Annotated in this window: 27 protein-coding genes and 1 pseudogene; 26 read left to right on the top strand and 2 right to left on the bottom strand. The window is 38.6% G+C overall.

The window, feature by feature from the left end; all coding sequences use genetic code 11:
- Positions 1 to 113: 113 nt before the first annotated feature.
- Positions 114 to 362, bottom strand: coding sequence for a ferredoxin (locus HXV90_RS08705; protein WP_004232564.1), 249 nt, complete (start codon positions 360 to 362; stop codon positions 114 to 116).
- Positions 363 to 468: 106 nt separating this feature from the next.
- Between HXV90_RS08705 and HXV90_RS08700 the strand changes: the two genes are divergently transcribed.
- The 8 genes and pseudogenes from HXV90_RS08700 (at position 469) to HXV90_RS08665 (ending at position 7,935) form a co-directional block, all read left to right on the top strand.
- Positions 469 to 1,500, top strand: a complete 1,032-nt coding sequence (locus tag HXV90_RS08700; RefSeq protein WP_048389783.1) for a YpbB family protein — start codon at positions 469 to 471, stop codon at positions 1,498 to 1,500.
- On the top strand, positions 1,501 to 2,943 hold the full coding sequence (locus HXV90_RS08695; RefSeq protein ID WP_269898818.1) for a RecQ family ATP-dependent DNA helicase: 1,443 nt from the start codon (positions 1,501 to 1,503) through the stop codon (positions 2,941 to 2,943).
- 85 nt (positions 2,944 to 3,028) lie between these two features.
- Entirely contained in the window at positions 3,029 to 3,766 is a 738-nt protein-coding gene (locus HXV90_RS08690) for a LysM peptidoglycan-binding domain-containing protein (RefSeq protein ID WP_269898817.1), read from the top strand.
- A 144-nt stretch (positions 3,767 to 3,910) separates the two neighbouring features.
- Positions 3,911 to 4,336 carry a metallophosphoesterase gene (locus tag HXV90_RS08685; protein WP_269898816.1) on the top strand — a complete coding sequence of 142 codons (426 nt, stop codon included), beginning with the start codon at positions 3,911 to 3,913 and terminating at the stop codon, positions 4,334 to 4,336.
- Positions 4,337 to 4,476: 140 nt separating this feature from the next.
- Positions 4,477 to 4,668 (top strand): metallophosphoesterase family protein, encoded by a 192-nt coding sequence (locus HXV90_RS08680; protein WP_269898815.1) that lies wholly within the window; start codon positions 4,477 to 4,479, stop codon positions 4,666 to 4,668.
- A 112-nt stretch (positions 4,669 to 4,780) separates the two neighbouring features.
- A pseudogene (locus HXV90_RS08675) lies at positions 4,781 to 5,745 on the top strand (YpdA family putative bacillithiol disulfide reductase).
- Positions 5,746 to 5,803: 58 nt separating this feature from the next.
- On the top strand, positions 5,804 to 6,364 hold the full coding sequence (locus HXV90_RS08670; RefSeq protein WP_112117657.1) for a glycerol-3-phosphate acyltransferase: 561 nt from the start codon (positions 5,804 to 5,806) through the stop codon (positions 6,362 to 6,364).
- Positions 6,365 to 6,369: 5 nt separating this feature from the next.
- Positions 6,370 to 7,935, top strand: coding sequence for an aminotransferase class V-fold PLP-dependent enzyme (locus HXV90_RS08665; RefSeq protein ID WP_269898814.1), 1,566 nt, complete (start codon positions 6,370 to 6,372; stop codon positions 7,933 to 7,935).
- On the opposite strand, the gene HXV90_RS08660 is transcribed toward HXV90_RS08665, so the two are convergent.
- A complete protein-coding gene (locus tag HXV90_RS08660) occupies positions 7,915 to 8,883 on the bottom strand; it encodes an asparaginase (protein WP_258860450.1) in 969 nt (322 codons plus the stop codon). The two genes, HXV90_RS08665 and HXV90_RS08660, sit on opposite strands and share 21 nt — an antisense overlap.
- Positions 8,884 to 8,966: 83 nt before the next feature.
- Here HXV90_RS08660 and prsW point away from each other — a divergent pair, with 83 nt between their 5' ends.
- The 18 genes from prsW to ndk all read left to right on the top strand — a co-directional run bounded on the left by prsW (position 8,967) and on the right by ndk (position 25,077).
- Positions 8,967 to 9,641: a glutamic-type intramembrane protease PrsW gene (prsW, locus tag HXV90_RS08655; RefSeq protein ID WP_004232588.1), complete on the top strand. Its 675-nt coding sequence runs from the start codon at positions 8,967 to 8,969 to the stop codon at positions 9,639 to 9,641.
- A gap of 98 nt (positions 9,642 to 9,739) precedes the next feature.
- Positions 9,740 to 10,555 (top strand): spore cortex-lytic enzyme, encoded by an 816-nt coding sequence (gene sleB / locus HXV90_RS08650; RefSeq protein ID WP_259419194.1) that lies wholly within the window; start codon positions 9,740 to 9,742, stop codon positions 10,553 to 10,555.
- A 15-nt stretch (positions 10,556 to 10,570) separates the two neighbouring features.
- Entirely contained in the window at positions 10,571 to 11,854 is a 1,284-nt protein-coding gene (locus HXV90_RS08645; protein ID WP_048389800.1) for a PepSY1/2 domain-containing protein, read from the top strand.
- Positions 11,855 to 11,968: 114 nt separating this feature from the next.
- A complete protein-coding gene (locus HXV90_RS08640; RefSeq protein ID WP_237900035.1) occupies positions 11,969 to 12,628 on the top strand; it encodes a flagellar brake protein in 660 nt (219 codons plus the stop codon).
- Between the two features lie 94 nt (positions 12,629 to 12,722).
- Positions 12,723 to 13,397, top strand: coding sequence for a (d)CMP kinase (gene cmk, locus HXV90_RS08635; protein WP_237900045.1), 675 nt, complete (start codon positions 12,723 to 12,725; stop codon positions 13,395 to 13,397).
- A 102-nt stretch (positions 13,398 to 13,499) separates the two neighbouring features.
- Positions 13,500 to 14,636, top strand: a complete 1,137-nt coding sequence (rpsA, locus tag HXV90_RS08630; protein ID WP_048389803.1) for a 30S ribosomal protein S1 — start codon at positions 13,500 to 13,502, stop codon at positions 14,634 to 14,636.
- Positions 14,637 to 15,039: 403 nt separating this feature from the next.
- Positions 15,040 to 16,350 carry a ribosome biogenesis GTPase Der gene (der, locus tag HXV90_RS08625; protein ID WP_004232601.1) on the top strand — a complete coding sequence of 437 codons (1,311 nt, stop codon included), beginning with the start codon at positions 15,040 to 15,042 and terminating at the stop codon, positions 16,348 to 16,350.
- Positions 16,351 to 16,459: 109 nt separating this feature from the next.
- Positions 16,460 to 17,476, top strand: coding sequence for an NAD(P)H-dependent glycerol-3-phosphate dehydrogenase (locus HXV90_RS08620; RefSeq protein ID WP_237900051.1), 1,017 nt, complete (start codon positions 16,460 to 16,462; stop codon positions 17,474 to 17,476).
- Between the two features lie 223 nt (positions 17,477 to 17,699).
- Positions 17,700 to 17,912 carry a DUF2768 domain-containing protein gene (locus HXV90_RS08615; RefSeq protein WP_004232605.1) on the top strand — a complete coding sequence of 71 codons (213 nt, stop codon included), beginning with the start codon at positions 17,700 to 17,702 and terminating at the stop codon, positions 17,910 to 17,912.
- Positions 17,913 to 17,934: 22 nt separating this feature from the next.
- Positions 17,935 to 18,717, top strand: a complete 783-nt coding sequence (locus HXV90_RS08610; protein ID WP_054550706.1) for a hypothetical protein — start codon at positions 17,935 to 17,937, stop codon at positions 18,715 to 18,717.
- A gap of 92 nt (positions 18,718 to 18,809) precedes the next feature.
- Positions 18,810 to 20,288 carry a stage IV sporulation protein A gene (gene spoIVA, locus HXV90_RS08605; RefSeq protein ID WP_269898813.1) on the top strand — a complete coding sequence of 493 codons (1,479 nt, stop codon included), beginning with the start codon at positions 18,810 to 18,812 and terminating at the stop codon, positions 20,286 to 20,288.
- 198 nt (positions 20,289 to 20,486) lie between these two features.
- A complete protein-coding gene (locus tag HXV90_RS08600) occupies positions 20,487 to 20,759 on the top strand; it encodes an HU family DNA-binding protein (protein ID WP_004232618.1) in 273 nt (90 codons plus the stop codon).
- Positions 20,760 to 20,978: 219 nt separating this feature from the next.
- Complete coding sequence (gene folE / locus HXV90_RS08595) at positions 20,979 to 21,548, top strand: GTP cyclohydrolase I FolE (RefSeq protein WP_009370809.1); 570 nt, start codon at positions 20,979 to 20,981, stop codon at positions 21,546 to 21,548.
- Positions 21,549 to 21,610: 62 nt separating this feature from the next.
- Positions 21,611 to 21,829 (top strand): trp RNA-binding attenuation protein MtrB, encoded by a 219-nt coding sequence (mtrB, locus tag HXV90_RS08590; RefSeq protein ID WP_269898812.1) that lies wholly within the window; start codon positions 21,611 to 21,613, stop codon positions 21,827 to 21,829.
- A gap of 263 nt (positions 21,830 to 22,092) precedes the next feature.
- Positions 22,093 to 22,860, top strand: a complete 768-nt coding sequence (locus tag HXV90_RS08585) for a heptaprenyl diphosphate synthase component 1 (RefSeq protein WP_269898811.1) — start codon at positions 22,093 to 22,095, stop codon at positions 22,858 to 22,860.
- 15 nt (positions 22,861 to 22,875) lie between these two features.
- Entirely contained in the window at positions 22,876 to 23,580 is a 705-nt protein-coding gene (locus tag HXV90_RS08580) for a demethylmenaquinone methyltransferase (RefSeq protein WP_048389815.1), read from the top strand.
- A gap of 19 nt (positions 23,581 to 23,599) precedes the next feature.
- A complete protein-coding gene (hepT, locus tag HXV90_RS08575) occupies positions 23,600 to 24,574 on the top strand; it encodes a heptaprenyl diphosphate synthase component II (RefSeq protein ID WP_054550708.1) in 975 nt (324 codons plus the stop codon).
- A gap of 86 nt (positions 24,575 to 24,660) precedes the next feature.
- A complete protein-coding gene (gene ndk / locus HXV90_RS08570; protein ID WP_004232627.1) occupies positions 24,661 to 25,077 on the top strand; it encodes a nucleoside-diphosphate kinase in 417 nt (138 codons plus the stop codon).
- Positions 25,078 to 25,377: the final 300 nt, after the last annotated feature.

Here is a 25,377-nt window from a genome sequence, read left to right as displayed (position 1 = left end):
TGTATAGCAATGGACCATATGCCTATTATCTTGATGCAAAAGATAGCCAATATTTTAATCAATAAGAAGGCATCCCCTGAAGGATGCCTTTTAAGATATACATCAACGGAAGACTATTCAAATTTTAATGAGTCACCATCGAATGTTTCATCTGCTACTTTGATAGAGTCTGTTGGACAACCTTCAAAAGCGTCTTGCATATCTTCCAATAGATCCTCTGGAACTTCAGCAGTTCCCATGTTATCATCTAAAATAACGAAGGCAATGCCTTCATCATCATAATCATAAATGTCTGGCGCTGCGGCTCCACATGCGCCACAAGCGATGCATGTATCTTTATCAACTATTGTGTATTTAGCCATTTTATTCTCTCCTTTAACGATGTTCCTACAAAGCTTCATACTCATTTTAAAGATGTTTATCTTACATTTCAACTTAAATACTATTAAATTGGAGGAATTTGCGTCAATGTTTCATCAAATTTTATTGCAAATCTTTCAAAAACTCAATAAAGAGCGGACGATTTCGGCTGCCTATCATGTCCTAAGAGGGAAGCGTTCAGGCCAGACGATTCAAGATATTGGTCTTTTTCAACTGCATCAATATTTTGGCCTCTTGCCAAAACTATCTCGTACTACATTTGATGAGGCTGTAAACTTATTTATGCAGAATAGTTGGTTAAATGTGCAGGAATCTGGTCATTTTTACATGGAAACGCTAGGATTACAACGTGCACAACAAACGCCAACCTTTTTCTTTGATGGTTGGCACTATCGGGGAAATGAGCATGTGTTTTTTGCGAGGCTCTCTCTCATTGTACAAAGTTTGTCACATCAAGCCGCAGCCGTTCGTACCTTTTCACCGATTAGTAGAGATACAATGATTCAAGCGTGGGTGCGAACTTTTTTACAGGCACATCATTATAAGGAAGGTCATTTACAGCAGCAATTATTGACAGAATGTAATCATGTGCTAACTATTCTCCCTGTGTCAGATGCAAGCAAACAGCTTGTTCTGTATCGTTTAAGTGGTTATCAATTACCAGGATGGACGTGGCAACAACTTGCAGATGAACGGAAGGAAACTGTACTGGATAGTCAATTAGCTTTTATTGAAACCCTACATATATTATTAAATGAAGTGCATCAAAAAATAGATGATTACCCATTACTAGGGCATGTGGCAGAAGGATTAAAAGTTAAAATATTGCTAACAGATTCTGCACAACAAACCGCACAATTATATGAACAAGGTTATTCGATGGAGCAAATTGTTCAAATGAGAAAACTAAAACAAAGTACAATTGAGGATCATTTTGTGGAATTAGCTATGTATGAACCGAACTTTTCTATTGGCCCATTCGTCTCCTATGATGAAGCTCAAAAAGTGTGGCAGGCATCGAAGCAGTATCAAACAAAAAAATTGAAAATATTACATGAAGCTTTAAACGATATGAGTTATTTTCAATTAAGGCTTGTCCTTGCGAAAGGAGAAGTATAAATGGAACTTGAACAATTATTGCATAAGCATTTTGGTTATTCATCATTTCGACCAGGACAGAAAGAAGTCATTGAGGCATTACTACAAGAACAAGATGTTATTGCCTTATTGCCAACAGGAATGGGAAAATCACTCTGCTACCAGCTACCAGCCTATACATTAGAGAAACCTGTACTAATTGTTTCACCATTACTGTCATTAATGCAGGATCAAGTAGAAGAGCTGAAGCGTTTTGGGGAAAAGAGGGTGGTAGCTTTAAATTCCTTTTTATCACTAACAGAGAAACGTTATGTATTACATTATTTAGAGCAATATCGTTTTATTTTTACTTCCCCAGAGATGCTGCTCCAGCAACAGGTACAAGAGAAACTGGCGCAGATGAAGCTAGGTTTAATCGTAGTAGATGAGGCACATTGTATCTCACAATGGGGCTTTGATTTTCGACCAGATTATTTACGAATAGGTGACTGGCTATCGAGAGAAAATCGTCCGCCAATTTTGGCATTATCTGCTACGGCAACAAAGAAGGTTGTTCGAGATATACGGGAAACTTTATCTCTCAAAGCTCCCTTCGAGTTTATGTATAATGTTGACCGCCCGAATATTCATTTAGGTCGTGTAGTAGTGGAGGATAAGGCTGATAAAGCTAGATGGCTCATGCACCATATTACGGAAACGGCAGGACCTGGTATTTTATATGTTTCCTCACGTAAACGTGCGCAACAATATAGCGAAGCCTTATTACAAGAGGGCGTTCGTGTTGCTGCATATCATGCGGGCTATGGGGTGGAGGACCGTCAATTTATTCAACAGCAATTTATAGCTGGTGAACTTGATTGGATTGTTGCAACAAACGCTTTTGGTATGGGCATTAATAAGCTTGATATACGGCAGGTCATTCATGAATCAATGCCTGCCAATATAGCGAATTATATGCAGGAGATCGGACGTGCAGGGCGGGATGGTCACTCTGCACTTGCTATATTACTATATGCTGAAGGTGATGAGGAGCTGGCTAAATTTGTTGTGACAGGCGATTTACCAACTTTACATCATGTTGACCGCTATCAGGAGCTGCTATCTCAGCAAATACAGCCCATCCAAATGCTGAAAAATGGGGAGTTAAGTGAGACAGCCTTCCGTGTGTTAGACTATTGGCTGCAACGAGAGTCTTCGGAACAAGTGAAGGTCCGATTAAATCATTTAGCACTAGAGAAATACAATGCAGTGAATGAAATGCTTCAAATCATACAGACAAAAGACTGTATTCGTGAACATTTAGTCGGGTATTTTGGGCAAAAATTGCAGAAAAAGCCGGAAAACTGTTGTGAAAATTGTGGAATCCATTATGATGTAATCAAGAAAGTACGCTTAAAAGAGAAAAAGAAAGTAGAAATGGCAACGTGGGAAAGTCGATTGCAACAACTATTAATGGGTAATTAGACTAAACTGACGGTCATTTACTTTTTTCGTAAAATTCGTCATAATAGAGATGATAGAAAGCGTAGTAAGGTTGGGGGAAAGGCGAATGAATAAAGAAGATTATCGCGATAAAATAGAAGAGCATCGTCAATCGTTTGAAGATGAGCAAAAAGAACAGCAATCCTTATCAAGAGTTTCCAGAATGAATAAAAACGGTAATAAAAACAAAAAGCCAAAAAATTCGAAACGTAAGACACCGTTAATGACGATTCTGTTTGTTATTTTTATCTTGATACCATTAACAATTCTTATTTATTTTTGGAAATTTTATGAACCAGAAAAAACGATTGAACAAGCCGAAAAGGATACAGCTGAACAGGTTGTCGAATTAGATCCTTCAGAAGCATCTGCGTCAGATAAAGATAAGGAAAAAGATGATAAGGGTCAAGACGCTCAGGGAGATAAGAAGGCTCAAGAGCAATCTCAAAAAGATGCTGATAAGTTAGCAGCGGAGCAAAAAGCTGCTGAAGAAGCGAAAAAGGCTCAAGAAGCGAAAAAGGCAGAGGCAGCAAAAAAAGCCGAAGAAGCTCGAAAAGCTGAAGAAGCAAGAATAGCTCAACAACAAGCAGAGGCAGCAAGAAAAGCAGAAGAGGCTAGAAAAGCGGAAGAAGCAAAACAAAATGCTAAAGCAACGACACATACTGTAAAAGCAAATGAGAACTTATACCGAATTGCATTAAATCACTATGGCGATGGCAGTGAAGCGACTTTAGCTAAAATTCGTGCTGCTAATGGGATGTCCTCTAATACTGTAATGGTTGGGCAAGTCATTAAGTTACCTTAATAGAATTTTTTTATCGTTATATAGGTTTTCTAGTATAAAATTACAGACAAACGTTCACACCAAAACGTACGTCTGATTTAGCAAAAAGGCGATTCGTTTTTTAAGAAGAATCGCTTTTTTGCTGTCGTAAGGAGAAGTGAGAAAATGCTATATTTAGGGCTATTTCTTTTGGTAGTCATCGCTCCTCCACTTTATATGTGGAAGGTGGCACATGAAAATAATGTATTGTCTCACCAGCTTTCATTACAGGGTGAACAGGAGAAGGTACGATTATTTTTTATTTCAGATGTTCATTTACGTAAAATAAGTAAGAAAATGATTGCACAGTTACAGGGACATCATTTTGATGCAGTAATTATTGGCGGTGATTTTGCGGATAGCCGTACACCGATTGATCGTATTCATGAAAATTTATCATTATTAACGTCCCTTGGACCAACCTATTTTATTTGGGGCAATAATGACAGAGAAATTGGGGAAGAAAGACTGAAGGACATTTTACAGGCATACCATGTTCACATTATTGTCAATGATGCCGTACAGCTTCCGCTTAAAATAGCTTTTGGTTAAGTGCTATTGAGGATACAACCGTTAAAGAATATAGTTTTGAAAAAGCTTTTGCAAAGATAGGAGAGCAGGATTTAGTAGTTTTCATCGCCCATAATCCAGAGGTTTTTGCGAAAGTTCGGGCTAAGTTCCGTGCGGATTTAATGATGGGGGGACATTTACATGGAGGGCAAATCAGATTCGGTCCATATGGTGTCCATCCAAATGGTTCCTATCGTCGGCGTGATGGTGTCATGACTTTAGTAAGCAATGGCTATGGGACGACATTAGTACCTTTTCGATTTGGTGCAAAGCCCCAATGTCATATAATTGACATTGATATTTCGAGTAAATAAACAACCAAAACGTGTGAGAAGGCGTATAATAAAAAAGTATCGTCTATTCTATGAAATGTGAAAGCATGGAGCAGCAATTTTTGCTGTTCAAATTCGATTGGAGTGTCAAGAAATGCAGCAAGCAGATGCAATTATTGTTGGAGGAGGCCCATGCGGCTTAGCAGCAGCAATAGCTTTGCAAAATATTGGTTTACAACCTATTGTGATTGAAAAAGGAAATATCGTCAATGCCATCTATCATTACCCTACACATCAAACATTTTTTAGTACGAGTGAACGGTTAGCCATTGGTGATGTACCATTTATTATTGAAGGACGTAAGCCGAAACGCAATCAAGCCCTTGTCTACTATCGAGAGGTCGTCCGTTTAAAAAATATACAAGTTAATCGCTTCGAAAAAGTACAAAGTGTTGTAAAAATAATGATTTGTTCACGGTTACCTCCGATAAGGAAATATATGAAACGCCCTATGTTGTCATTGCAACAGGTTATTATGATCATCCGAATTATTTAAATATCCATGGTGAGGAGTTGCCTAAAGTTTTCCATTACTTTAAAGAGGGCCATGAATTTTTTGATACGGATGTTCTAGTTATAGGCGGCAAAAATTCAGCGATAGATGCCGCGTTAGAATTAAATAAAGCCGGGGCTCGTGTAACCGTAGCCTATCGTGGCAGCGAATACTCTCCAAGCATCAAGCCATGGGTATTACCCGAATTTGAAGGGGTAGTCAAAACTGGAGAAGTTGACATGCTTTTTAATACAAATGTATTGGAAATACGTGAGCACGAAGTTGTTTTAGAAGTAGAGGGCCAAGAGAAAATAGTAAAAAATGATTTCGTTTTTGCTATGACTGGCTATCATCCTGATCACTCCTTTATTAAAGCGATGGGAGTGGACATAGAGGAAGAAACGGGTCGTCCTTATGTTACGCCTGAAACGATGGAAACCAATGTTGAAGGACTATTCATTGCAGGTGTTATTGCAGCAGGAAATAATGCCAATGAAATTTTTATTGAAAATGGTCGTTTCCATGGCGAATGTATCGCTCGAACTATTGAGCAGAGAAAAAAATAACGATCGAGGCTGTATAGGCATGTAGCTTATACAGCCTTTTTCGCAAGGAGGCAGCTCAATGATTGGCTTGTATTGGCTCTTGAGTTATTTAATAGGAAACATCTTGACGGCTTATTTCGTTGGTAAGATATACGGTGTCAATTTGCAGGAAGAGCGTAGTAAAAATTTAGGCGCGCGTAATGCGGGAAGTGTGATTGGGAAAACAGCGTTTATTTTGACTCTGCTTGGCGATTCATTAAAAGGTGTACTTGTTGTCGGATTAGGACGCATGTGGCAATTGGATGAATGGGTCCTTATTGGCGGAGCTGCATGGGTGATAATTGGCCATCTATTTCCGATTTGGCTGAAATGGAATGGAGGGAAAGGTGTAGCTACTTTTATTGGTGTGGGTCTCGCCTTATCGCCAAGTCTTTTTTTATGGATGATTATTGGTACAGCACTTATATCTGCATTTACTAGAAGTCTGACACTTGGCATGGTTGGGGGCTTTGTTTTTTATATAGCCGCAATTATTCAAGCAGGGAAATTAGAGCCATATGGACTTTTAATCATGGCAATCGTGTGTATGCTTATTAAGCATATGTCTAATATTCAGGAATCATTGAAAAGAGGGAAGTGAAGGAAATGTATTGGTGTAAAATTGCCAAGACAAATGAAGAATTTGAGGCGATTGCTCGATTGAATTATGAAACATTTGTAGAAGAAATTCCTCAGCATGAGGTGAATGCATCGCGAAAAAAAGTAGATCGATTTCATCAGGAGAATACTTATGTCGTTGTTTATAAGCAAACAGAATTAATTGGAATGTTGGCGTTCAGAGATCAACGACCATTTTCTATTGATGAAAAGATTGGTAAGGTCGAGCAGTATTTATCGAAGGAAAATTGTGAGAAGCTTTGTGAAATTCGTTTGCTTTCCGTGAAGAAGGGTTATCGAACGGGGCGAGTTCTATTGAAGCTTACTCAGGCCTTAACTACATTTGCCTACGAAAAAGGCTATTCTGCGGCAGTGATTTCAGGTACAACGAGAGAGGAAAAACTATATAAGCAGATGGGTTTTAAGCAGTTTGCACCAGCTGTCGGGGAAGAGGGTGCGATGTTTTTACCGATGGTGCTCACTAGACATGAATTTGAACAATCATTACAACATAGACTAACGACGGAACCCTCTACATTTTATCCTGGGCCGGTGAAGCAATTAGAGACAATTGCTCATTCAGATTTATCACATCGTTCATTACCTTTTTATGCGCTTTATGAACGAGTGCAGAAGAAGTTGCTGCATTTATCGAAGTCAAATCATGTTGGTGTAATCGTAGGGACGGGAACGCTAGCAAATGAAGTAATGCTTGCACAACTAAAGGCACAGCAATTAGGAAAAGGGCTTATTCTCACAAATGGAGAATTCGGTGAGCGTTTACAGAAGCAAGCCGCTCGTTGGTCATTACATTATGATGTGGTAGAAAAAGAATGGGGAACGGTATTTGATGACAAAGAACTGGCTTCACAGCTTGAGACGGGGTCTTATCAGTGGATGTTGGCAGTACATGGTGAGACTTCCACGGGAACTTGTAATAACTTAGATATTCTTAAAAAGCTTGCTAAACAATACAATGTAAAGTTATGTATAGATTGTATTAGTTCGTTCGGTGCCATGCCGTTTTCTTTACAGGACTGCTATTTAGCTACGGCTGTGAGTGGTAAGGCCATTGGTGCGTTAAGTGGGCTAGCATTTGTATTTTCGCAATCACTTGCACCCCCATCTGCCGATTTACCCGCTTATCTTGATTTAGCAAATTATCAGCAAGGTGCCATACCATTTACATTACCTGCTGTATTACTGAGCAATGTGGAGATGGCATTGCAAGCCTATCCAGCACGTTATGAGCAGCTACAGCAACGCTTTCAATCACTGCTGCAGCTACCAATCATGCAATTTCAATATCCAACAATTCAATATCCGATGCTGATAACGGTTCAATTGCCTAATAATTATGCCAACCTACTTATTGATTTAGCATTAAACGGGCTATTTGTTCATGGTGAAAGCCAGTATTTACGCCAAAAGAATTTCATTCAATTTTCTGTGATACAACCAGATTTTGATGAAGCTTTTGCTCGACTTAGCGAGATACTGGGCTATTATGAACAGGTGATCGAGACTTTAGCGTTACAAGAAAAAGTCCTTTAAATTTAAAGGCGAGCCAGTTGTGTTAAGGCCTATTAATAATTTTAAGCGTGCCTTTTGACCATTAATACCTGTGGCGAATATGGCGCCTAAGTCTTCTAGCATTTTACCGCCACCCATATAGCCATAAACACCTTCTGCGATTCCATTAAAGCAGCGGGAAACAAGTACAACTGGGATGTCTCGCTGTATAAGGCTTTCAATTCCCTTTACAACAGATGGCGGGACATTCCCTTGACCTAGTCCTTCTAGCACAACACCATCATATTTACATGCAAGCACGACATCCAATAAATCTTCTTCCATTCCAGCATACACTTTTAGCATGGCGACACGCTTAGATAAATTGTTAACATCTACATATTGTCGACGAATTGGTGCGTGATGGAATAAGATTCGGGATTTTGTAATAAGCCCAATCGGTCCATATTGTGGAGATTGGAAAGTATTTACAGAACTTGTGCTTGTTTTTGTTGTATTTACAGCAAGATGAACCTCATCATTCATCACAACAAGCACACCTTTATCACGTGCTTCTTCATCAACAGCTACTCGGACTGCCTCTACTAAATTATAAATCCCATCTGCTCCAAGTTCGTTAGATGAACGCATTGCACCTGTTAGCACAATCGGAATGGCTAAGTTCGTAGTTAGCTCTAAGAAATAGGCGGTTTCTTCCAATGTATCCGTACCGTGTGTGATGACCACACCGTCAATTGGCTGTGCGTCAATTTGTTCCAAAATCAAGTTACGCAATAAAAGCATCTCTTTCGGTGTAATATGTGGAGAAGGAAGGTTAAAAGCTTCTATTTCGATAATGCTTGCTAGTGAAGCCAGTTTATTACTTTCCTTCATTAGAGGATTTTCCTTATTAGGCATGACCGCTCCTTCAGCACTCATCGCCATGGAGATTGTGCCGCCAGTATGAATTAATAAAATTGTTTTTTTCATAAAAAATAAATCTCCTTTTAAAAAGTTTTTTTGTCATTACATGGTATAATAATAGCAGTCTATTGTTGAAAGGAGCCGGCATCATGATCATTTTATTATCTGCTGCCATTGCTCCCGGTCTAGCGCTTTTTAGTTATTTCTATTTGCGCAATCAGATGGCTACGGAGCCAAGAAGAACTTTACTACAAACGTTTTTATACGGCGCATTTTTAACGTTCCCAATCATGTTTTTACAGTATGTATTAACAGAGGAAGGGGTTTTTCGATATCTTTATCTTCAAGACGTACTATTTTCGAGTGTCATTGAAGAATTTTTTAAATGGTTTGTGCTATTAATTGCCATCTATAATCATATAGAATTTGATGACCCTTACGATGGTATATTGTATGGGGCAAGCATTTCACTTGGCTTTGCTACGATTGAAAATGTTCTTTATTTACTTTCATTTGGCTTAGACACGGCATTTATGCGAGCCTTATTACCAGTATCGAGTCATGCTTTGTTCGGTGTCGTAATGGGCTATTATTATGGACGGGCTAAGTTTTCGAAACTTGTTAAGACAAAAGAGATGATTGCTATGGCACTTTGTGCACCAGTCGTACTTCACATTCTATACAATACAATATTATCATTCAAAGGTCACTGGGTTTATTTAATGATTCCTTTTATGTTGTTTTTATGGTGGTTTGGCTTGCGCAAAGTGAAGCTTGCACATTATCATCTGGTGCAGCATCTTCACATGCAAAAGAAAATATAAAGCGTAGAAATCGTCAAAGATTTCTACGCTTTATTTCATTTTTATCATGTATAAATTACTCCTTTTGTTTCAAGCTATAAAAAAAAGGAGTGATAAAAGTGCGTTTAGTAAGCATACTTTTTGCTTTGATATTAGGAATTAGTATAATTGCGATTCCTCAAAATGATGCGAATGCATTTAGCGATCAGCAAATTACTCGGGGTGCCTATGGAGATGATGTCGTTGAATTGCAAGCGAGGCTACAATACTTAGGTTTTTATAAGAGTAAAATTGATGGTAAATTTGGCTATAACACATACTGGGCTTTACGTAATTTCCAAGAAAATTATGGGTTACCGGTAGACGGAATTGCAGGCGCTAAGACAAAGAAAGCGTTAACGGGCAATTCAGATTATGATGAAAAATGGGTGAAAGCTCAATTAAATGCAGGAAATCAATTTACTTATTATGGTGGCAAGCCACTTGATCAGCAAGTGAAAAAGAATACTAGTGGTGGCAGTAGCAATAGTAGTGGAAGTAGTAATAATAATGGAACACAGACACAAGTTCCTCCCAAATATACAGAGCGTGATTTGCAGCTAATGGCGAATGCGGTATATGGAGAGGCAAGAGGAGAACCATATGAAGGACAAGTAGCAGTTGCTGCAGTTATTTTAAATCGTTTGGAAAGCCCAGATTTCCCGAATACTATTTCAGGTATCATTTTCCAACCGTTAGCATTTACAGCTGTTGCAGATGGGCAAATTTGGCTTGAGCCAAATGAGCGAGCGAAAGAAGCGGTTATTGATGCCATGAACGGCTGGGACCCTTCTGAAAATGCATTGTATTATTTCAATCCAAAAACTGCAACGAGCAAATGGATTTGGTCACGTCCACAAATTAAACAAATTGGAGAGCATATTTTCTGTTCATAGAAAGGAGGAACCTAGATGAAAACTTGGCTCGTGGTCTTAACGATTGCCGTTATTGGGTTAGGGGCATACAGCATTGATTTACATGGAGATAAAGAAGATTTACAACGTACCGTGCTAGCACAATATACAGATAAGTTAACGGATGCATCTGAAAAACTTTCCCATCTTCAACGCTCAGTATCACAATCCCTGTTGTTTCAAGATGAGCAGGCGATTCACAATGAACTAGATTCGGTTTGGCGTTTAAGCTCAGAAGTTCGTTCTTCAATTGCGAATATTCCAATAGGACAAGAACTATCAAGTGAATGGATGAACTATCTAGGGCGACTTGGCGATGAAGCAAAAAGGACAGCGAAAACAGGGGATTATGAAGCTTGGCGTGAAAAAATGCCCCAGGTTTCAACGAATTTACAATCTCTTTCCGATGAATGGACAGCAGCAACCGTCGATTTCTATAAGCATGATGGGAAAATGGATGTTTGGCTACAGCAAGTAGATAATAAAAATCCAAATAGCCAATTTGATACTGTAAAAGATACATTAAAGGGCTACGGCGAAAAGGATTTCCCGTTAACTTTATCTGAATCTGATTGGCAGAAAAAAATTGAGTTAAAGGCATTACAGGATGCCGTTATTACCGAAAAAGAAGCACTAGAAAAAGTGAAATACTTATTCCCTGTCATTAAAGATGCCACATTTACAGTTACAAAAAGTAGTGATACAGCACCATATCCTTTTTATCATATCCAATTCCACCAAGGGATTCGATTAGGCTATGTTGATTTAACAGAAAAGGGTGGACATTTATTATCCTATTTAGTAGAACGTCCTGTGGATGAAGCCAAGTTATCACAAGAGGAAATCATGAAAAAAGCGCAGGAATATGTGAAGAAATTAGGCATGAAAGATGTAGCCTATGTGGAATCACGCGAAAATCATCAAGCTTGGCATGTGACATTTGCTCGTGTCCATCCTGGAGATAATGCGTTAATCTACGCTGATGGTGTTCAATTGAAAGTGGCGAAAGATACAGGTGAGCTGTTAGGTGCAAATGCAATGGAATATATTCAAGAAGAAAATATTAAAAAGCAAACAGCTAAGCCGATTGATTGGAAAACGTTCTTCCAAGACGATATTCAAGTACAAGAGGTAAAAAATATCTACACAGATAATGGACAATTTGAGCAACGTCTTTGCTATGAGGTCATTGCATTGCGTGATGGTAATACGCAGGAAACATTTAGAATTGTTATTGATGCGGAAAACCATAATGTATTAAAAGTGGAATATCTAACTTAATCAATGATGCTTCCGCTCTGTATCAATTTGACATGAAAATACTACCAATTTTTATAGCCAAAATAAGCTTCTCATGAGATAATTAAACTATATTTTTCGCACGGGGAGATGCTCATGGAAATAAAAATTGGTACACAATTACAACTTGAACCAACTTATACAGAGCGTTTGGAGAAATTCCGCTGTAAAGTTGTAGAGCAAAAAGATAATATTCTATATATTGATTATCCGGTTAATATGGCAACAAAGAAAACGGCATTTTTAATAGATGGCTCAGAATTTAGAGCAACTTTTCGTACTGAGGATAAGCAATCCTTTGCCTTTAATACAGAGGTAGTTGGCCGTAAAGCAGGTAATATACCAATGATTATGTTGCATTGTCCAACACCAGAGGAGTTTATAAAAATTCAGCGACGAGAATACGTTCGTGTGGAGACACAAGTAGACGTTGCTATTCAGTTGAAGGATTATAAATATCAGCTTGTGACTGTGGATATTAGTGCAGGAGGCCTAGCAGTCATGTTGAAAGGTCAAGTAGCTTTCACTGAGGGTGATGAAGTAAAACTAACCATTGTATTGCCATTTGCCAATGGAGATGTCAAGTATGTCGTTACAGAAGCACTGATCGTACGTATTTTCGAAAAAGAGGATAAACGCATTGCAACAATCCAACTAACAGATACAGATGATGTCGATCAACAGCATATTGTCCGTTTTTGCTTTGAACGTCAATTAGTCAATCGTCGTAAAGAAATGAACCCTTTTCATGTTTAATTTCTTAATGAATATTTTAATGAAGCCCTCTCCTAGGAGAGGGCTTTTTTGAGGTTATATGATACAATAAGAGGTGCAGAAAGTAGGGAAGAATATGAAGAAAAACATTCAAATTGCGATAGACGGGCCTGCTGGTGCTGGCAAAAGCACAATCGCGAAAATTGTTGCTGAGGCACTTGGCTTTACTTACATTGACACAGGCGCGATGTATCGAGCAGTTACGTATAAAGCGTTGCAACAAAACATACATTTAGATGATGAAGCAAAATTAGCAGAGATGCTTGACGTAAGCACAATTGAATTAAAACCATCACCTCAGGGACAGCTTGTTTTTTTAGATGGTCACAATGTGTCTGCGGAAATACGCTCTAATGAGGTCACTTCATCAGTCTCACAAGTAGCTGCCCATGCGAAGGTTCGTGAGCTATTAGTTGCCCAACAGCAAAAACTTGCAGCTAATGGCGGTGTTGTCATGGATGGCCGCGATATTGCTACACATGTCTTAAAGGATGCAGAACTAAAGATTTTCATGTCTGCAACAGTAGAGGAGCGTGCTAGACGACGCTTGATTGATAATCAAAAAAGAGGCATTGACTCATCTCTTGAAAAACTTCAGGAAGAAATTGCACTACGTGATAAAAAGGATAGTGAGCGTGAAGCATCGCCACTGATTCAAGCTGAAGATGCGATCTTTTTAGATACAACAGCATTGTCTATTGATGATGCAGCACAAGCTATTTTAAAATTAGCAGAAGAAAAAATGCTATAAATCCTAAAATTTCAGACATTTTTTGAATTTAAAGGATTTATTTTTGTCTTTGTCTTCAATATCGAATAAAATAGTAAGGGAAGATGCGAAGGAGGGTTACATATGTCTGAAGAAATGAACTATGCAGAACAAACGTTTAACGAGGGTGATATCGTCAAAGGCATTGCCGCGCAAGTTGATGAAAAGGCAGTATCTGTATCAATTCCAGGTGCACCGTTTGATGGTATTGTACCGATTAGTGAATTATCAAGCTTACACATTGAGAAAGCGTCTGATGTCATCTCAGTTGGAGATGAATTAGAATTGATGATTACAAAGGTTGAAGAAGAAAACTTTGTCCTATCAAAACGTAAAGTGGATGCTCTAAAAGCATGGGATACACTAGAGCAACAATTTGCCGCTGAGGAAATTTTTGAAGCGGAAGTAAAGGATATTGTTAAAGGTGGTCTTGTCGTAGATTTAGGTGTACGTGGCTTTGTACCAGCATCGCTTGTAGAGGACTATTTTGTTGATGATTTTGAAGGTTATAAAGGGCAAACATTAAGCTTTAAAATTGTTGAGCTTGATAAGGATAAGAATCGCCTTATTTTATCTCACCGAGCAGTGGTTGAAGCAGAGAAAGCTTCACAAAAGAAAAATGTGATTAATCAAATAAAAGCTGGCGATGTATTGGATGGTAAAGTACAGCGTCTCGCGTCATTTGGTGCATTTATCGACCTAGGTGGTATTGATGGTCTTGTACACATCTCGCAAGTATCACATGAGCATGTGAGTGATGTGAGTGAGGTTTTAGCTGAAGGACAAGATGTAAAAGTAAAAGTTCTATCAGTGGACCCAGAAAATGAACGTATTTCTTTATCTATTAAGGAAACAATTCCTGGACCATGGTCTAATATTGAAGAACGTGCCGCTAAAGGCACTATTTTAGACGGTAGAGTGAAGCGACTTACTTCATTTGGCGCATTTGTGGAAGTATTCCCAGGCGTTGAAGGTTTAGTGCATATATCGCAAATTGCGCATAAGCACATTAACACGCCTCATGAAGCACTAAAAGAGGGACAAGAAGTACAGGTAAAGGTTCTTGATGTCAACGCTGACGAAGGCCGTCTAGCCCTTAGTATTAAAGAATTATTAGAAAATCCTGAAGCAGAAGAAGTAATCGACTATGAATTACCTGAAGAGAATACAGGCTTCTCATTCGGTGATGTGATTGGCGATAAACTAAAAAACTTTAAATAATGTATAAAGCGAGGATGCATAATTGTATCCTCGCTATTTTTATGGTTGATAGGATTTTGAAAGTGAAGGATAGCGATTGAGGAGTGGATAAAATCTTTGAATTGAAGGATACAACTTTAAAAGTAGCTGATAAGATTTCAGAAGTGAAGGATAGCAATTAAAAAAAGGATAAAATCTTTGAATTGAAGGATAAAACTCTAAAAGTAGCGGATAAGATTCTCAAAATAAAGGATAGCAATTAAAAAGGCGATAAAACCTAAATAACTCGGATAGTTTGCTTAAAAAAATGAGGTAACACCTTTTATCACCATACATAGCGTTCTACATTATGGATATGATATGATATAATGGCATTTTTCGTGTATAATAGCGAAAGACAAGAAGTTGGAAGGATGAAGTACAGATGACGAAACCAGTAGTAGCCATCGTAGGTCGTCCGAACGTAGGTAAGTCGACGATTTTTAATCGTATCGTTGGAGAACGCGTTTCGATTGTGGAGGATATCCCAGGCGTAACACGTGACCGTATTTATAGTTCGGCAGAGTGGTTAACACACGATTTTAATATTATTGATACAGGTGGCATTGAAATTGGAGACGAGCCGTTTTTAGAACAAATTCGTCAACAAGCTGAAATTGCCATTGATGAAGCGGACGTAATTATTTTCATGACAAATGGTCGTGAAGGAGTAACGGCAGCAGATGAGCAAGTTGCTAAAATTCTATACAAAACAAAAAAACCAGTTGTATTAGCGGTCAATAAAATTGATAATCCTGATATGCGTGAAATGATTTATGATTTTTATGCACTTGGCTTCGGTGAACCTTGGCCTATTTCAGGTTCCCACGGTTTAGGTTTAGGGGATTTATTGGACGAATGTGCGAAACATTTCCCGAAAGAAGATGAAGAACAATACGGTGATGATGTCATTAAATTCTCTTTAATTGGTCGACCGAATGTTGGAAAATCCTCTTTAGTGAATGCTTTCCTAGGGCAGGAACGTGTTATTGTTAGTAATATTGCAGGGACAACACGTGATGCGATTGATACGCCTTATGCATATGATGGACAGGAATATGTCATTATTGATACGGCGGGTATGCGTAAAAAAGGAAAGATCTATGAAACAACCGAGAAATATTCTGTGCTACGTGCGCTACGTGCTATTGAACGCTCAGACGTTGTTTTAGTAGTGCTGAATGCAGAAGAGGGTATTCAGGAGCAAGATAAAAAAATCGCTGGCTATGCACATGAGGCTGGAAAAGCTGTGATCATTGTTGTGAATAAATGGGATGCCATTGAAAAAGATGAAAAAACAATGAATGTCTTTACACAGCAAATTCGAGAGCATTTCCTATTTTTGGATTATGCCCCAATTATTTTTGTGTCAGCGAATACAAAACAGCGTGTGCATCAAATTTTACCGATTATCCAACGTGTCAGCGAGAATCATGCGATGCGTATTCAGTCCTCTATTTTAAATGAAGTGATTGAGGACTCAGTGGCTCGTAATCCTGCACCGACAGATAAAGGTCGTCGTTTACGTATTTACTATGCTACTCAGGTAGCAATTAAGCCACCAACATTCGTTATTTTTGTGAATGAACCTGAGCTTATGCATTTCTCATACGAACGCTTCTTAGAAAATCGCATTCGCGAAACATTTGACTTTGAAGGGACGCCAATTCGTTTAATTACACGTGCGCGTGCTTAAGGCAATAGCTATAGACATACAATACGCCAACCCGACATTATTGTAGGGTGGCGTCTTTTTACAAGAAAGAACTTATTTATAGACAACCCAACAAAGGGAGGATTTTTTTATGGAAAAAGTTTGTGTGTTAGGGGCAGGCTCATGGGGTACTGCACTGGCAATGGTACTAGCGGAAAATGGACATGATACGCTTGTATGGACACATAGAGCTGAGCAGGCAGAAGAAATCAATCAACTGCATACGAATAAAAAATATTTACCAGAAACCATTCTACCTGTAAATTTACATGCGACGAGTGATATGGCGAAGGTAGCTACTCATGCAGAAACCATTGTTGTGGCTGTTCCAACAAAAGCGATTCGTGAAGTATGCGAGAAACTAACGGCTGAATTAACCAAAAAAGTGTTGTTTGTCCATGTTTCAAAAGGAATTGAGCCTGACTCATTAAAACGAATATCTGAAATTTTAGCAGAGAGCTTACCAGCTATGTATGTGGAAGAAATTGTTGTTCTTTCTGGGCCAAGTCATGCAGAAGAAGTGGTGCTGCATCATCCTACAACGGTTACTGCAGCTTGTGCCAACATTGATGCTGCTGAAAAGGTACAGGATTTATTTATGAATCAGTTCTTCCGCGTCTATACAAATGAGGATATCATTGGTGTGGAAATAGGAGGAGCGTTGAAAAACGTTATCGCTTTAGCGGCAGGTATTACTGATGGCTTAAATTATGGAGACAATGCGAAAGCGGCACTTATTACGCGAGGTCTTGCAGAAATTTCACGGTTAGGTGTAAAAATGGGTGGTAATCCATTTACGTTCTCAGGACTTACAGGTATGGGGGACTTAATTGTAACCTGTACAAGTGTCCACTCGCGAAACTGGCGTGCAGGTAATATGTTAGGGCAAGGTATGAAGCTACAAGAAGTGCTGGATCAAATGGGCATGGTCGTAGAAGGTGTCCGTACCACGAAGGCAGCCTATCAATTAGCAGAGAAATATGATGTCGCCATGCCGATTTCCACAGAGCTCTATAGTGTGCTATTTAATGATGTTGAACCGAAAGTGGCAGTAGATGCCTTAATGATGCGTATGAAAAAACGAGAAATAGACGATATGAAGCATTAATATTAATTTTTTGATTAGACTTGTCATTAAATGGACATAAATAAGGTGTCTCAACCAATCTGTTGAGACGCCTTATTGTGTGCCACTAGTTGAATAGAAATACAAGCTTAAAGAGTTGTCCATTTCTTGATAGTTATGGGACAACTATTTCTTTTTAGCAAAAGCACATAGTATAATATACTTTGATTGTGTCTTGACATTCAAAGAAAGGTGGTTTTTTGAAATGGGCCCGTTAGCTCATATGCCTGCGCTTGATGTAATGTGGGTGTCGTTTTATTGCATCGCATTTATGATTATATCAGTCGGCTTAATTTATTTAGCGCGAAATAAGATTTCAAATGTATTTTTACGAACAGTCGTAAATTTATGTGCATACATACTGTTTGGACTTGGCACATTTTTAATGGTACTTGTAGTTGCCACTTGGCCAGCATAAATAATAATGAGGTGTCAGTAACATGAAAAAACTAAGTGCTTTGCTGTTGGTATTTGCAACCGCCATACTGTTAGTAGGATGTGCGTACCCAGAAGAAGAAAAAAGGGCTAAGGTCACGCCTGATGTCGATCAACTAGCGGCAGTTCAACGTGCTGTGGATGAATACCGTGAAGCAACAGGTGGACTAGTACCAATTAAAAATAGCGAGCTAGATACGGATATCTATATCAAATATTTAATCGATTTTGAAAAACTTATGCCGAAGTATTTGACGACAATTCCTGGAAATGCCTATGAAAAAGGTGGTATATATCAATATATCATTTGGGACCCTGAAAATGAGGCATCGGTCAAATTAGTAGATTTAAACGCGGCAGAGCGTATACGTGAAATAGGTATTCGTAAACTATCTACACAGTATTTACCAATAAAAGGGTCAATTTCAGATAATGTTTATCAGATCAACTATAAAGATTTGGGGTATAAAACAGAGGTAACTGTAAAAAGTCCCTATTCTGGCGTCGAGTTACCGCTTTTCATGACTGGTGATGGTGAATTACATGTAGACTATGCTGTGGATTTAGGCCAGCTTTTAAAAGAGGATAAGCCGAATGTAAAGCCAGGTGATGATATTCGCCAACTGCTTGTCGACAAATTTCCAGTTGTGCCTGCCTATTCTATTCCCTATACAGTGGACGAGAATGGAGAGCCTATCTATGATATGAAAACGTATAATGCGGATGTCAAAAAAGCGAAAGAATTACAAAAACAAGAGGCAGAAGCCGCCGAGAAAAAAGAGAAATAGCAAACAAGCTCCTTACATTTGTGAGGGGCTTTTTCATATTTGTCTACAGGCTCGCATATAGTGAAAAAGCGTAGATAAAGGAGGCAGAAACCTTGAGTGAAGCAGTATTTAGAGAAATTGCAGAGCGCACAAATGGCGATGTTTATATTGGTGTTGTCGGTCCAGTACGTGTAGGTAAATCAACATTTGTAAAAAAGGTAATGGAATCAGTCGTGTTACCAAACATTGTGGATGAAACGGAAAGAATGCGAGCACAAGATGAGTTGCCACAAAGTTCTCCGGGGCCAGTCATTATGACTGCTGAGCCGAAGTTTGTGCCTGCCCAAGCAACCCGTATTGTGGTCGGTGAAGATGAAATGCCATTCCAAATTCGATTAGCAGATTGTGTTGGTTATATTATCGATGGGACAAAAGGCTATGAGGATGAAAATGGACCAAAATTTGTTCATACGCCTTGGCATACGGAGCCAATTCCATTTCAGGAAGCCGCTAAAATTGGCACAGATAAGGTGATTCGCGATCATGCGAATATTGGTATTGTCGTAACGACTGATGGTACAGTGAACGGAATCAGTCGACGAGCAGCAGAGAAGGCAGAAGAGGAAATTGTAGAGCAATTAAAAGACATCGGCAAACCATTTGTCATCTTACTCAATTGCCAAATGCCTGCGAGAGAAGAAACGGTTCAGCTTCGCAATGAATTGTTTGAACGTTACAATGTCCCTGTTATTGCGATGTCCATTGATCAAATGAGAGAAACGGATATTCAATATATTTTACAAGAGGCGTTATTTGAATTCCCAATTCGTACCATTGAGGTGGAAAAACCAGACTGGCTGGATGTATTAGATGCTACACATCCATTAAATGTTGCATTGATTGATTCGATGGAGGAAGTCCTTTCTTCTGTTATGAAAATTCGAGATGTGCAACAGGCGTCAGATGCCTTTAAAGCCATTGACTTTATTGACCAAAGTGAAGTTGTTCATGTAGATGCAGGTGTAGGAACAGCTGTAATTCGGGTATCCCTACAGGGTGAATTGTATAAATCAGTTTGTAATGAATGGCTAGAAGAACCAATTGAAACGAAAAAAGATTGGTTACTCTTTATCAAAGAGGCGGCAGAGGCAAAAGAGGCCCAAAAACGATTTAAAAGTGCTATTCACGATGCTGATACGACAGGCTATGGTGTGACATTGCCAATGATGCAGGAATTTGAGCCAACAGCCCCAGAGCTCATTAAACAGAATAATTTCTTCGGCGTACGAATGAAGGCGAAAGCGCCATCCTATCATATTATCCGAGTGGATATGGAGTCAGAATTTGCACCGTTAATTGGCTCAGAGTTCCATAGTCAGCAACTTCTAAAAGATTTAAATCATGCTTATTTACATGATCGTGATGCCTTATGGAATACACAATTATTTGGCACACCATTGCATGAAGTATTAAAAGAGGGGATTCGCTATAAAATGGATGCAGTTCCAACTACTGCCAAAAAACGCATGCGTCAGACGATTGAACGTATGGTTAACGAAGGAGATCGTGGTTTAGTAACATTTATTTTATAGTGATAAAATTCAGAAAAAATGCAAAAAATATACGCAGGGCTTTTCGTTTTTATGCGAAAAGTCCTTTTATTTTTGTTTTTTGGGTGAAAAACTGATTTTTTGGTTATAATCATGTATGAATACAGTTGCGTAGCGGTTTTCTATGTGTTACTCTTTTTACAGAATTGGTTCATGACCCTTTGAGAGGAGGTGAATGGTGTGAATAAAACAGAATTAGTAAACTCTGTTGCTGAAGCTGCAGGTCTTTCTAAAAAAGACGCTTCTAAAGCAGTTGAAGCTGTATTTGATACAATTCAAGATGCTCTTGCAAAGGGTGACAAAGTACAATTAATTGGTTTTGGTAACTTTGAAGTACGTGAACGTGCGGCTCGTAAAGGTCGTAACCCACAAACTGGTAAAGAAATCGAAATCGCTGCTAGCAAGGTGCCTGCTTTCAAACCAGGTAAAGCGCTTAAAGACGCGGTAAAATAATACACGTCTAGTAGTTACATAGAGCAGTCTTCATGTTAACGAACATGAAGGCTGCTCTTTTTAACTTCAAATTTGAATTTTACATAATAATATACAGTGATTTTCTTATCTAGAAGCGAATTTCTGATGAATCAGGTAAGTCATTTTGCGCTTACCTTTTGGATGTGCTACGATGCATAGGGAAATGTGTAATGTTTTGATATGCAGGAGGGTTTTTTGATGTCGAATATTGATTTATTAAAAATAGAAGAAGCGGTAAAAATGATTTTAGAAGCGGTAGGTGAAGATGTAAATCGTGAAGGTTTATTGGATACGCCGAAGCGTGTAGCAAAAATGTATGCCGAAATGTTCAGCGGCTTGCATGAGGATGCTAAAGATTATTTTAAAACGGTATTTCATGAGGATCATGAAGAACTAGTGCTTGTCAAAGATATACCTTTTTATTCGATGTGTGAGCATCATCTAGTACCTTTCTATGGCAAAGCACATGTTGCATACATACCAAATGACGGCGTTGTTGCTGGACTGAGTAAGTTAGGACGTGCAGTGGAGACGATTGCCCGCAGACCACAACTACAAGAGCGTATTACCTCTTCAGTAGCGGACACAATTATGGAGATGCTTTCGCCAAAAGGTGTCTATGTTGTGATCGAGGCTGAGCATATGTGTATGACAATGCGTGGATTAAAAAAACCTGGTTCTAAAACGGTGACATCTGTTGCACGCGGTATTTATGAGGAAGATGAAGTGAAACGTAGAGAAGTACTATCATTTATTCAAATGTCTTAAATTGCGTGTCTAATTATGTTATGATGAACTAAGAATTTGTCGGATTTAAGGAGTGTACAAAGATGTCACAAGATTATATTGTTATTCAAGCAGAAGAAGATGGTGTACATGTCATTGGATTAACACGTGGAACTGATACGAAATTCCATCATTCAGAGAAATTAGATGCCGGCGAAGTAATGATTGCTCAATTTACAGAACACACGTCTGCCATGAAAATACGCGGTAAAGCGCAAATTCATACAGCACATGGCGTGATCAAAAGCGAAGCGAAAAAATAAGAAATTTTGTTTCTGACGATAGGTTTTAATGCTGTTTAACGTTCTACAGCACATATAAAAACACTAGATGTGAAAAACTTAGTATAAGGTCTATGGGCAGTTAGCATTCCAACATTCAATTATGGGAGAGCTTTACTGCCTGTGCTATGAAGAAAGCAAATTTTTTTTATTCCGCATCGTTGCGTATGCTATAATGACTCAGTAAGCAAGCGTTTGGCCTTGTATAGGGCTAACGTATCTGAAAGTGAAATGGAGTAAGGTCTATGAATGCAACATACATTCAAAATTCAATTGCACAGTTAAAAACAGAGATTTTCATGGATGTTCGTCATAGAACTTTGCAAAAATACACAGGTGTACCTGTGCTAGATGAAAATCAACTGTTTTATTTGTTAATCCCGTTTTTGAATGGTGAAGAGTGGCAACAAGAGCAACAAGAGGCTGCAATTACTGTTGGCATAGTGTACGCAGCATTAGCGGCTCACGATCATATAAAAGAATTAGACGCAACATCAAAAGAACAGCAGCTTACCGTATTAGCTGGGGATTTTTATAGTGGTCGTTATTATGAAATATTAGCAATGTCAGGGAATGTTGCATTGATTCGAAACTTGTCACAAGGTATTGTGGCACGATGTGAAAATCAAATTAAGGTTTATGAAAATAAACAGCGAACAATGGAACAGTGGTATACATCGATGAGTACGATAGAATCTGGGTTAATTGCTCAATTTTTTGATCTTTATTCTTTCAGTGAATATATACCACTTATAGAAAAAAGCTTATTAATCTTGCGTTTAGAAAAAGAATGGACAGCTTATCAACGTGGGCAAATGTCTTTAATGGGTAAGGCACTAGAAGAAAGTGTCAGACATAATGGCGCAACCTTTAATAGCGTCATCCAAGGGAAAATTGTGCATTTAAAAACAGAGCTATCACAGATCATTAATCAGGCATCCTTTTTACAAAGTGATATCAAACAAGCTTTACATGCACATGTAGAGGCATCCATTGCTTCTACTAACGGATAAGAGAGGTTTTTCAAAATGGCTAAAACGAAAGAAGAACACGTTCACGAAGTATTTGAAAGTATTTCGGAAAACTACGATAAAATGAATGGTGTAATTAGTTTCCAGATGCATGTTGGCTGGCGTAACGATACGATGAAGCACATGGCTGTAAAACCTGGATCAAAAGCACTTGATGTATGCTGTGGCACCGCAGACTGGACAATCGCATTGGCAGAGGCTGTTGGTGAAAGTGGAGAAGTAAAAGGGCTTGACTTTAGTCAAAACATGCTGAAAGTTGGCGAAAAAAAGGTAGAGCCATACCCACAAATTGAACTCATTCATGGAAATGCGATGGAGTTGCCTTTTCCTGATGATACGTTTGATTATGTGACAATCGGCTTTGGTCTTCGCAATGTACCTGATTATTTACAAGTTTTGAAGGAAATGCATCGTGTTGTTAAACCAGGTGGAATGGTGGTTTGTTTAGAAACATCTCAATCTGAAATCCCTGGTTATCGTCAGCTGTTCCGTTTTTATTTTAAATTTATAATGCCGATATTTGGTAAAATATTTGCGAAAAGCTATAAGGAGTATTCTTGGCTTCAGGAATCTGCGAATGATTTCCCAGGTATGAAAAGGTTAGCGGCATTGTTTGAGCAGGCAGGATTAGAAAAAGTAACGTACAAAGCATACAGTGGCGGGGCTGCGGCAATGCATATGGGCTTTAAAAAGATACGTTAATGGGGGAAGGTTTTCACACGTGGAAAAGATGAAGTTAAAACTACTCTATTCCGATTTGAAATCAGATATCGAAATCATTGAACAAGAGTTAGAAAAAGCGGTGGACTCATCTTCATATTTGATCAACGATGCTTCTCTCCATTTATTACAAGCTGGTGGCAAACGGATAAGACCAATTTTTGTGTTACTAGGCGCAAAATTTGGTGATTATGACATTGAGAAGATGAAGGATGTAGCGGTGCCTTTAGAACTCATTCATATGGCATCGCTTGTACATGATGATGTCATTGACGACTCCAATATGCGAAGAGGACGCCCAACTGTCAAATCACAGTGGAATAACAGGGTAGCAATGTACACAGGCGATTTTATTTTCGCACGTGCGCTGGAATATATAACAAAGTTAGAAGACCCACTTGTTCATCAAATTTTAGCCCGTACGATGGTGGAGATTTGTAACGGTGAAGTCATTCAAATTGAAGATAAATTTAGATTAGATCAAGGTTTAAAAGATTATTTTAGAAGAATCAAACGCAAAACAGCATTACTTATTTCCTCAAGCTGTGAGCTAGGAGCTGTGGCAGCGGGGGTTGATGCTAAAACAGTTCGGCATTTAAAGCGCTTCGGCTACTTTGTAGGCATGAGCTTCCAAATTATCGATGATGTTTTAGATATTATGGCAACCGATAAAGAACTAGGGAAGCCAGCAGGTAGTGACTTACTACAGGGCAATATTACTTTACCGATTTTATTATTGAAAGATGATCCGGAGATGCAACCATACTTAGTTAAAGTGTTTGCAGGCACGTTAACAGAATCGGAACGTCAAAATATGTTGCAATATGTGCGTAAATCTCATGCGATTGAGCAAGCTAATCGTATGAGTGATAAATATTTGAAAAAAGCCTTACAAGAAATTGATGCTTTACCAAAACATCCCGTTAAGAAAAAATTACGTGATGTAGCATTGTTCATGGGTAAGCGCAAATTCTAGCTTTTTGTTGTACAAAAGCTCATTTTTTGTTAATATTTATCGGTAGGTGTAAAACCTGTTAGACGAATTTAAGGAGTGTTTTAAACATGGCAATTGAACAAACTTTTTTAATGGTTAAGCCTGACGGCGTTGAACGTCAAGTAATTGGAGACATCGTTGATCGTTTCGAACGTCGCGGTTTTGTAATGAAAGGTGCTAAATTAATGGTAATTCCTAAAGAATTAGCAGAAAAGCACTATGCTGAGCATGCTGAGCGTCCATTCTTTGGTGAATTAGTTGATTTCATCACTTCTGGTCCTGTATTCGCTATGGTATGGGAAGGCGAGAACGTAATCAAGCTTGCACGTACAATGATGGGTGCAACGAAACCTGAAGAATCTAACCCAGGTACAATCCGTGGTGACTATGCAACAACTGTTTCTCACAACATCATCCACGGTTCTGACTCTCTTGCTTCTGCAGAGCGCGAAATCGGCTTATTTTTCGGTGAAGATTTAGTTTAATTCGTGAATAGAAGAAGCGTAGCGAAAATAACTACGAATAGAACTCAATAAAAAAATCATCTATTTTTCCGATGTAACTTTTACCTTCTAACAAAAAATGTTAGGGGGTTTTTTGTTTGTCAAAATCATTTAATAAAGTTAACACGTCTTGAGACACATAATAGTTTAGTTTTTGTTTTGTGGCAACCACCATTTATGGAGTGTTCCACATCCAGTGTAGTCAGTCACAGCGAAAAGAATCTTTGACAGACTAAACTGGATGTAGAGGGAGAAATCCATGGAGGTTGCTCATCAAAAATA

This window comes from Lysinibacillus sp. JK80, from assembly GCF_027557635.1.
Classification (GTDB): Bacteria; Bacillota; Bacilli; order Bacillales_A; family Planococcaceae; genus Lysinibacillus; species Lysinibacillus capsici.
This window is presented reverse-complemented; position numbering and strand designations above follow the sequence as displayed.